The organism is Inquilinus limosus MP06 (assembly GCF_000767795.1).
Taxonomy (GTDB): domain Bacteria; phylum Pseudomonadota; class Alphaproteobacteria; order DSM-16000; family Inquilinaceae; genus Inquilinus; species Inquilinus limosus_E.
On the sequence record NZ_JANX01000211.1, the window covers coordinates 1 to 9510 of the forward strand.

Below are 9510 nucleotides of genomic sequence, written 5' to 3' on the forward strand. Positions count from 1 at the left end.
CCGGCGCCGGCAAGGTCAGATCGGCGCCGGTGGTGCTGGCCGGGGCCGGCCCGGGCTTCAGCGCGGTGGTGCCGATTCCGACCTCGGTCTGCAGCAGTGTGCCGTCGGCCGGGTGCTGCAGCGACAGGCTCAGCGGCTCGCCCGCGCCCTGGGTCACGGCCAGCGGGCCGTCGGCGAGGTCGAGCGGCCAGGGCCGGGCCGACAGCCCGGTCCGCGCCTGAGGGCCGCTGTTGGCGGACCAGCCGCAGGGCCTGGCCCTCCGCCAGCTGTTGCCGGCCGAAGCCGACCACCGGGTCGGCCGGCTGGGTCGGGGTATTGTCCCGGGGCACCAGCCCGGGCGGGCCGACGGTCAGGTCGAGGATGCCGCTGGCGTCGTCGACCGGGTCCAGCTTCAGCACGTACCAGCCGGCGGCCAGGTCCCAGGACGGGGTCGCGCCGCCGGTCCGCGCCGCCTGCACGTCGCCTTGGGGACGGTCATCGTCGAACGGATGGCCGGGCCGTCGCTGCGCACCGCGATCGGTCCGGGGGCGGTGACGTGCAGCAGCAGCGTGCTGGGACCGCGCAGGTTGAAGCGCTGGCGCCAGGCCGCGCCCGGGCCGATCTGCGGCGCGTTGCTGCCGACCGTGACGGTCGGCCTGTCCGTCTCGGTGCGGACCAGCGCCAGGGTGGCCGGCAGCTCGTCGCCGCCGAAGCCTGCGGTCGGGGCCGCGACCCACCAGTCGCCGGGATTGGACAGGCTGGTGCCGGCCGGCGTCTCGATCGCCCGCAGCTGGAAGGGCTGGCCGGCCGTGCCGGTCACCTCGACCACGCGATCACCGGGTGAGTCCGACGCGGCCGCGGCGGCCGAGGCCATCGGCTCGCGGCTCTTCCTGTCGATCGCGCCGCCGGAGAGCGGGCTGGCGCCGTTCAGCACCCGCAGCCCGGCGGGGGCGGAGGCGGGCAGGGCCAGGCGGAACAGCCGGGCGCTGCCGTCGATCCGGTACAGCTCACGGCCGAACGGGCCGATGGCGCCGTCGACCCAGCCGGCCAACAGTGCGTTCGAGGCGCCGAAGCGGATGTGGAAGGGCTGGCTGGTGTCGCCATCGGCCCAGGTCGCGGCCGGGCCGCCATAGGCGGTGACCAGATAGGTGCCCGGCTCCAGATTGCCTTCGAAGACAATGTCGGTCATCGGGTGGCCGGCCACCGGCTCGATGGTCCGCAGCCGCCCGGCCTGCGGCATCAGGTCGGTGCCGTTCCGCCAGAAGCGCAATTCGGCCAGGCTGCGGCCGGCGGCCTCCAGGCGCAGGAAGCCCGGCGCCTCGACGGCGAGCCAGAAGGAACGCTGCTGCAGGTCGGCCAGCGGCGCACTCAGCACCTCGCCGTCGCGCGGGCGCAGGGCCGACGCCTCGGCCTCGCGGAAGGGAGCGACGGTCAGCGCGGCATCACCCTCGGCCGCCTTGGCGCCGAACAGCCGCAGCTTGTAGGTGCCGATGTCGAGCAGCACGTCCAACCGCCCGTCGGTGGCTCCGGCTTCGCCGGACGGCTCCGACGGGCCGGTCAGCATGTCGACCAGCTGGATCGCCACGCCGCTGCGGCTGCTGACGCGGATCGAGAACCGGCCGGGCTGCAGCACGCGCAGCAGCGTGTCGTGCTGGCCGGCGGCGGGAAGCGTGTCCCGGTCGACGGTGGCCGATGCGGCCACGGGGGCTGCGGGGATTGTGGTCTGTGCCAGGGCCGGCGAAGCGGCCAGCGCGGCCATCAGGCCCAGCAGCTTGATCCAATGACGGGCATTCATGGTGTCACCCCCCAGTCCGGATCGCCGGACCGCCTCGACACCGCAATTGTTTCAATAGGATTCGTGGCATTTCGATGATCATCGGCGTGCTTTTTGCTGACGGATCCGATGACGGAAGCCGCAGCGATGTCATCGGCCCAGGGCCTGCCCAGGGCCTGATCGAGGGGTGATTGTCCGAGCAGCCAGCTTTCAGTGCTTCCTGGTGACTTCATATTTTCCATAATATATATTATCCGACTAATGGATATTGGTCTGGGACCGGCAAAAGCCGCCTCCCCGGCGGTTTCTCAGGCCTTCAGCTGCATGCGGAACCGGAACTGCAGCGTACCCTCGCACCACATCGGGAAGTTCGTGCCCCACTTGTTGTTGTGCAGATTGATCCGTACCCCGGCGGAGAAATCCGGCAGGCCCGACGCGAACGGCATGAAGCGCGAGCCGGCCGGCGCCGCCAGCGGCGCGTCGAGCGACTGGATCGACAGGACACGCCCGTCCGTCCGGCGGCCGCGGATGCCCGATACGGCCTGGAGCTGTCCGCCGCCCTTCGGCGTGATCCGGTCGGCCGGTTGCCACAGGCCCATCTTGCGGAAATCCCAGCCTTCGATGCCGGCCGGCGTGAAATCGAGGAAGCTGGCCTCCGGCATCCGGTTCGCCGGCTTGTCGCGCAGCACCAGGACGAGGTCGAGGCCGTCCTCCGCTGCCGCGATCCGCAGCTCCGCCCGGCGCGGCGCACCGAAGACGACGTGGGCGTCCTCCGGCATGTCCAGCAACAGCGTCAGGCCTGATCCATCCTGCGCCAGCCCGGCCAAGCACGGCCGCCAGACGGCGGAGCGTGCGGTGCGTGCCCGCTCCAGCCCCGGCTTGCCGTGGTCGAGCAGCGCCCATTCGAGCCAGTGAGTCAGATAGCCCTGCATGTGGGCGGCGACGTCGGTCGCGTCGTAGCTCTCATAGGCATAGGCGATCAGGCTGCCGCCGATCCCCTCCAGCGTCCCGCCATCGGGCGCTGTCAGCGTGATTACGGCTCCGGTCGTCCCGTCGATGCCCAGCCGCCAGCCGCCGGCCCGGGCCTCGATCAGGCCGCTGCCCCCCGGCGCCTTCGCCACGGCGGGATCGGGCGGCTGCAGCTCAGCCAACGCCTTGTCCGCCACCGGCCTGTCGGTTGCAGACAGCGCATCTACGGCGGCATCGAGATAGGCGCGCTGCTCGGCCCAGGAGGTCTCGGTGAAGCGGAATCGCGGATCCCGCCGCCGCTCCGCCTCGAAATCCGGCCGGTCCCAGGCCGCCTCGTCGCGCAGGAAGGTCTTCACGTCGACGCCGCAGGTGTGCTCGGCCACCATCGCCAGGTGCCGGCCGAAGGCCAGGCGACGGTCGTCCAGCCCCTCCTCCGCGAACCGGTCGTAGACCTGCTGCAGCGCCAGGAAGCGCGCGGTCTTCTCCGGATCGCTGGCGCTGCCGTGGATCCAGCTGTCGCCGATCTCGCGGTCGACCACCGGAAAGCGCTCCCGCTCCGGCCAGATGACGGCGGCGAAATCGTCCAGGGAGGAAGCACGGACCACGGCGCCCGGATTCGCCGCCCGCACCTCGCGGTGGCATTCCGCCGCCGCCGAGATGCCCTGCGGCCCGACATTGTCCGAGGTGTGGGCGAAGCTGAGCCCCTGCCCCATCCCCGCCGGAAAGAAGGTGGCGCCGTAGCTGCTCTGATAGGCGACGAGCACCTCCTCGCCCGACGGCGCGCGCCAGCGGAACAGCGGCGGCACCTCCGGCAGGGTCGAGGCCGAGTTGACGCCGATATGCAGGAACCGGATGCCGGCCTCCGCCAGGATCGGCACGATGCCCAGCGGATGGCCCGGCACGTCGGTCATCTTGGCGGCGATGGTCGCGGTGCCGAAGCGCCGGTCCAGCTCCTGCGCATAGGACATCCCGGCGCGGAACAGCGCCGGCGACATCAGCTCGGTGTGGGTGGTGAACGGCAGGCCGTGCCAGCGGATCAGCCCGCGCGCGATCGCCCGCTCCAGCCGCCGCACCTTGTCGCGCGGCTGGGTTGCCAGGTGATCCCAGATCAGCCAGGCGCCGGCGGTCCAGACGAACATGCGCTGCGCCGGGTCCTCGGCGAAGAAATGCTCGCCGGTGTCGATCGCGCGCGGGATGAACACCTCGTGATATTCCCGCCGCACCGTCTCGGCCAGCTGGGTGAAGCCGATGTCGAGATGCGTCTTGAAGACGAGGTGGATCGTCCGGCCGGTCATCGGGTGGTCCTTAGTGGGCTCCTAGCCGACGGTGCTGCGGACGACCAGCTTCGTGCGGATCGTCTCGGTCATCGGCGGAGCAGTGCGGTTCTGCAGGCGCTGCAGGATCAGCCGCACCAGCGCGGCCACCCGCTCCTCCACGTCGATCTTGATCGTGGTCAGGTCGTAGCTGCGCCAGGCCGCCTGGTCGATGTCGTCGAAGCCGACGACGCTGACATCCTCCGGCACCCGCCGGCCCAAAGCCTGGCGCAGAGCGTCGAGCGCCCCGAAGGCGCTGACGTCGTTGGCGGCGAACACCGCCTCGGCCCCCGGCCCGGCCCGGAACAGCTCGATTGTGGCGTCATGGCCGCGCTGGTAGCTGAAATCACCCTCCGCCACCGCGGCCGGCGGCAGGCCGCGCGCCGCCAGCACCTGCTGCAGCGTGCGCAGCCGCGCCGTGTTGGCCTGGGCCTTCGGGTTACCGGCCAGATAGGCGAAGCGGCGGCGGCCGAAGCCGGACAGCAGCGCCACTGCCTGCTCGATGCCGTCACGCTGCAGCACCCGCAGGCAGTCGAAGCGGTGCATCCCCGATTCCGGCAGCGGCCCCGGGTCGGAGGCTTCGTCCGGATAGTCGACATAGACCGGCACCGCCTGATCGAAGGCGCGGTGCAGCTGGTCCGGCGGCACATTTTCCGTGAACACCACCACGCTGTCCGGGTTGTAGGCCCGCATATAGGACAGGAGCTTCGGGTCCAGGCTGCGGTCCACCTGCGTCTTGAACAGCAGCGTGGCGAAGCCGCGGTCCTGCAGCGCCGTGGTCAGCGCGTCGATCTCCAGGCTTTCCCAGGGGCTGCAGACATGCGGCACGATCACGCCGACCAGATGCGACCGCTGCGTCGCCAGCGCCCGGCCGGCCATGTTCGGGACGTAGTTCATCTCCTCGGCGATGCGCAGCACCAGCTCGCGCTTGTCGGCCCGCAACGGCGCCTTCGGATTGAACGCCCGGGACACCGCGGCGCGTGAGACCTTGGCTCGGTTAGCCACGATCTCGGCGATGGATTGTCCCTTGGGCTGGTCCTCTCGTGACACCTGCGCCTCGATTGAAATCGCTTTCATCCACACTGGGCAGGAGGTCTTGATCTGTCAAGCATCGGTGCGCCAGAATGTATGGGTTTGCTAGCATTCTAGTCAATTCCAGGTCAGGCATTGGGGCCGCCAGAAAGCAAATCGATCATGATTGACGGAAAACTGAAAGCGTGTTCACTTCTAGCCGAGCCGCATCCCGCTTGAAGGATGCGCCGCCATGGGGAGGACACAGCGCATGACCACACATCGCCTGGGGATTCTCGCCGCCGGATTGCTCGCGACCTTGTCCTGGGGCGCGCCGACCCACGCCGCCGACCTGTCGATCGTCTGCCGCTGCGTCGAGGGCGGTGTGAACACCGAGCTGGCGACCTGGATCAAGACCTGGGTCATCCCGGAATTCGCCGAGACCCCGGCCGGCGCCGGCCACACCGTAACGCTTAAGAGCTTCGGCGGCACCGACGAGCAGCTGACGCAGCAGCTGGCGCTCGACTTCTCCACCGGCGCCGGGGCCGACGTCTCCAGCTTCGACGGCTTCCTGATCCCCAGCTTCGTCGAGGGCGGCCTCTTGAAGCCGCTCGACGAGATCGCCGGCTCCGAGGTCGACAGCTGGGACGGCTGGTCGCACATCTCGGCCGGCGCCCAGGCGCTGATGTCCTACCGTGGCAAGCGCTACGGCCTTGCCGAGGGCACCGATGTCCGCGTCATCTACTACCGCCGCGACGTCTTCGCGAAGGCCGGGCTGAAGGCCGAAGGCTGGCAGCCGGCCAGCTGGGACGAGCTGCTGGCCGCCGCCCGCGCCCTGAAGAAGGCCGATCCGGACAGCTTCCCGCTGCAGATCAACGCCGGGGTCTCGATGGGTGAGGCCACCACCATGCAGGGCTACTACCCCCTGCTGCTCGGCGCCGGCGAGGCGCTGCAGGACAAGGACGGCAGGTGGATCACCGGCAGCCCGGCGATCCTGGCGGCGTTGAAGCTGTACAAGACCATCTATGTCGACGAGAAGCTGGGCGACCAGCGGGCCCAGCTGCTGGCCGACGGCCGCAACCGCAGCTTCGCCAATTTCCGCGACGGCAAGACGGCGATGCTGGTCGAGGGCGACTGGTTCTACCGTTCGGTCACCGCGCCGGGCAGCGAGTTCGCCGTGGCAGACCGGGACAGGACCATGGGATGGGCCAAGATCCCGGCCGAGGCCGCCGGCCGCGGGCTGGACGGGCGCGACTTCGTCACCATCTCCGGCGGCACCGGCTTCGTGCTGAACCCGAACACGCAGCACCCGAAGGAGGCCTGGGCGCTGCTGGCCTTCCTGAACAGCCGGGACGCGCTGACCGCCTATCAGGGCTTCGAGGAGCGGATCCGCATCCGCGACGACGTGCCGGTGCCGAACTCCGCCTTCCTGCAGGACACCGCCAAGGCGCTGATGCCGATCACCACGGCCCGGCCGAACGACCCGAACTACGACAAGGTCTCGGCCGAGCTGCAGCGCATGACCGAGGCCGTGGTCTCCGGCAACGCCACGCCGGAGGAGGCGATGGCCCGCTACGGCGCCGCCGTGAAGAAGATCGTCGGCGAGGCCAACACCGTCAGCAAGAGCTGATGGCGGGGCCCGGAGCCGGCGCGAGCCACTTCGTGCTCTCCCCCTCCCCTTGCGGGAGGGGGGCAGGGGGAGGGGTCTGCGCGCGTCCGCGCGCGAATGCCCTGAGGCCGTCATCTGGTGTACGGGCACGCTATCGCGATGACCGCTCGATCTGCGAGAGCCCCCTCCCCCTACCCCCTCCCGCGAGGGGAGGGGGAGGATGATGGACAAGCGTGCCACCCTGCTCTCCGCCCGCGCCGGGGCCGCCTTCATGGTGCCGGCCGGGGTGCTGGTCGGGCTGTTCGTCGTGGTGCCGTTCTTCTGGATCATCGCGGTCAGCTTCACCAACCGCACCCTCCTGGGCCGCACCGCGCTGCACCCGGATTTCGTCGGGCTGCAGAACTACACCTCGCTGTTCGACGGTGGGTCGTTCTTCGCCCCCGGCGAGTTCGGCGCCTCGTTGATCCTGACCATCCAGTTCGTGCTGCTCTCCGCCCTGATCGGCCAGGCGCTGCTGGGCCTGCTGCTGGCCTGGCTGCTGCAGAATATCCCGCCGGCGCTGAAGGCCGCGGTGCAGGCGGCGGTGGTGGCGGCCTGGATCCTGCCGGAGGTGGTGATCGGCTTCGCCTGGTTCGCCTATCTCGACCGCGACGCCGGCACGCTGAACGGCATTCTCGGCACGCTCGGCCTGCCCCGGCCGGACTGGCTCCTGGAGATGCCGTTCCTGGCCATCGTCGTCTTCAACACCTGGCGCGGCACCGCCTTCTCGATGATGCTGTTCTCCTCGGCGCTGCAGTCGATCCCGCCGAGCTATTTCGAGACCGCCAATGTCGTCGGCGCCTCGTCCTGGCAGAAGCTGCGCGACATCGCCCTGCCGCTGATCCGCGGCCATGTCGTGACCGACCTGATCCTGGTGACGATGTGGACCTTCAACGTGTTCACGCCGTTCCTGCTGACCGGCGGCGGCCCGTCCTTCCGCACCGAGATCCTGTCGATCTACACCTACCAGCTGGCCTTCAAACATTTCGAGTTCGGCCGCGGCGCCGCGGTCGGCGCGGTCATCATGCTGATCAACTTGGCCTTCGCGCTGGTCTATCTCGGCCTGGCGCGGCGACGCCGGGCCGCGGCGGAGCATTGAGATGCCGCTGCGCCCCGTCCTCCTCCGCATCCTGTTCGCCGGCCTGGCGGCGCTGATCGGCCTGGCCTTCGCCCTGCCGCTGCTCTGGTTCCTGCTGGCGCCGTTCAACGCCCGGGCCGAGCTGGGGCTGGCGATGCCCGACCCGTTCACCCTCGGCAACTTCGCCAAGGCCTTCGAGAACGGCTTCGCCATGCGGGCGCTGTTGAACAGCCTGATCCAGAGCGTCGGCGGCGTCGCTCTGGTGACCGCGGCGGCGACCCTGGCGGCCTACGCCATGTCGCGGGCGCCGGTACCGGGAAAGGGCGCCATCACCTATCTGCTGCTCTTGTTCTCCTCGGTCGTCTCCGGCTCCGCCGCCATGGTGCCGATCTTCCTGATCGTCAGCGCCATCGGCCTGGTCGACACCCACATCGCGGTGATTCTGGTCTTCGCCGGCGGCCTCCTGCCGACCGCGATGTTCATCCTGCGCGACTTCATCGACGGGCTGCCGCGCACCTATGAGGAGTCCGCGCTGGTCGCCGGCGCCTCGCCGCTGCGCGCCTTCTTCGACGTCGCCCTGCCGGTGATCCGCCCCGGCGTCGTGGTCGTCGCCGTCTGGGCCTTCGTGCAGATCTGGGGCAGCTTCCTGATCCCCTTCGTCCTGCTGCGCAGCGAATCCCGGATGCCGGCGGCGCTGGCGATCTACTCCTACTACTCCGAGGCCGGGACGCCGGTGGTCACCCTGCTCTCCGCCTATGCCGTGGTCTATTCCGCGCCGGTGGTGGCGCTCTACCTCTTCGTCAGCTGGAAGTTCGGCTTCCGGTTCTTCGGCGGCATCAAATCGTGAGCGAGCGGGAGACCCGATGGCGTCAGTAACCCTGGAGAAGGTGCAGAAGGCCTTCGGCGACCTGACTGTGGTGCGCGACATCGACCTCGACATCGGCGATGGCGACTTCGTCTGCCTGCTCGGGCCGTCCGGCTGCGGCAAGACCACGACTCTGCGGATGGTGGCTGGGCTGGAGCAGCCATCCGGCGGGCGTATCCTGATCGGCGGCGCGGACGTCACCCGCAAGCCGCCGAAGGATCGCAACGTCTCGATGGTGTTCCAGGATTATGCCCTGTACCCGCACATGTCGCTGGGTCAGAACATCGGCTACCCGCTGAAGGTCCGCGGCGCGCCCGTGGAGGCCCGCCGCGACCGGACGCAGGAGGTGGCGGACATCCTGCAGATCGGCCATCTGCTGGACCGGCTGCCGTCGCAGATCTCCGGCGGCCAGCAGCAGCGCGCCTCGCTGGCCCGGGCCCTGGTGCACCCGTCTCAGGTCTATCTGTTCGACGAGCCGCTCTCCAACCTCGACGCCAAGCTGCGGCTGGAAGCGCGGGCCTTCCTGAACCATCTGCAGCGCGACATCGGCATGACCGCGGTCTACGTCACCCACGACCAGGCCGAGGCCATGGCGCTGGCCACCCGCGTGGCGGTGATGGAGGCAGGCGAGGTGGTGCAGTACGCCCCGCCGCTCGAGGTCTATCGCCGCCCGGCCACCACCTTCGTCGCCGGCTTCGTCGGCAACCCGCCGATGAACCTGGTGCCGGTGGAGGCCGCGCGGCGCGACGGTGCGGCGGTGCTGGCCGCCGAGGGGCTGCAGGCCCCGCCCCTGCTCCTGTGGGACGCGCTGGGCCGGGCGATCGACCGCGGCGGCACGCTGACGCTCGGCATCCGGCCGGAGCATCTGCGCAT

General features: G+C 69.9%; 7 protein-coding genes. 4 read left to right on the plus strand and 3 right to left on the minus strand.

Translation table 11 applies throughout. The features are described 5' to 3' along the window. Positions 1 to 391 precede the first annotated feature (391 nt). The 3 genes from P409_RS17080 to P409_RS17090 all read right to left on the minus strand — a co-directional run bounded on the left by P409_RS17080 (position 392) and on the right by P409_RS17090 (position 5112). On the minus strand, positions 392 to 1774 hold the full coding sequence (locus P409_RS17080) for a hypothetical protein (protein WP_034839909.1): 1383 nt from the start codon (positions 1772 to 1774) through the stop codon (positions 392 to 394). 287 nt (positions 1775 to 2061) lie between these two features. Further along, positions 2062 to 4017 carry a DUF5054 domain-containing protein gene (locus tag P409_RS17085; protein ID WP_034839913.1) on the minus strand — a complete coding sequence of 652 codons (1956 nt, stop codon included), beginning with the start codon at positions 4015 to 4017 and terminating at the stop codon, positions 2062 to 2064. A gap of 21 nt (positions 4018 to 4038) precedes the next feature. Then, a complete protein-coding gene (locus tag P409_RS17090; protein ID WP_152613424.1) occupies positions 4039 to 5112 on the minus strand; it encodes a LacI family DNA-binding transcriptional regulator in 1074 nt (357 codons plus the stop codon). A gap of 205 nt (positions 5113 to 5317) precedes the next feature. Here P409_RS17090 and P409_RS17095 point away from each other — a divergent pair, with 205 nt between their 5' ends. The 4 genes from P409_RS17095 to P409_RS17110 all read left to right on the plus strand — a co-directional run. Then, entirely contained in the window at positions 5318 to 6676 is a 1359-nt protein-coding gene (locus P409_RS17095; RefSeq protein WP_052120809.1) for an extracellular solute-binding protein, read from the plus strand. Positions 6677 to 6875: 199 nt separating this feature from the next. Then, positions 6876 to 7793, plus strand: coding sequence for a carbohydrate ABC transporter permease (locus P409_RS17100; protein ID WP_202964698.1), 918 nt, complete (start codon positions 6876 to 6878; stop codon positions 7791 to 7793). 1 nt (position 7794) lies between these two features. Further along, positions 7795 to 8619: a carbohydrate ABC transporter permease gene (locus tag P409_RS17105; RefSeq protein ID WP_034839916.1), complete on the plus strand. Its 825-nt coding sequence runs from the start codon at positions 7795 to 7797 to the stop codon at positions 8617 to 8619. A 16-nt stretch (positions 8620 to 8635) separates the two neighbouring features. Next, positions 8636 to 9510, plus strand: an 875-nt coding sequence (locus P409_RS17110; RefSeq protein ID WP_034839920.1) for an ABC transporter ATP-binding protein, incomplete at its 3' end; no start/stop codon positions are given.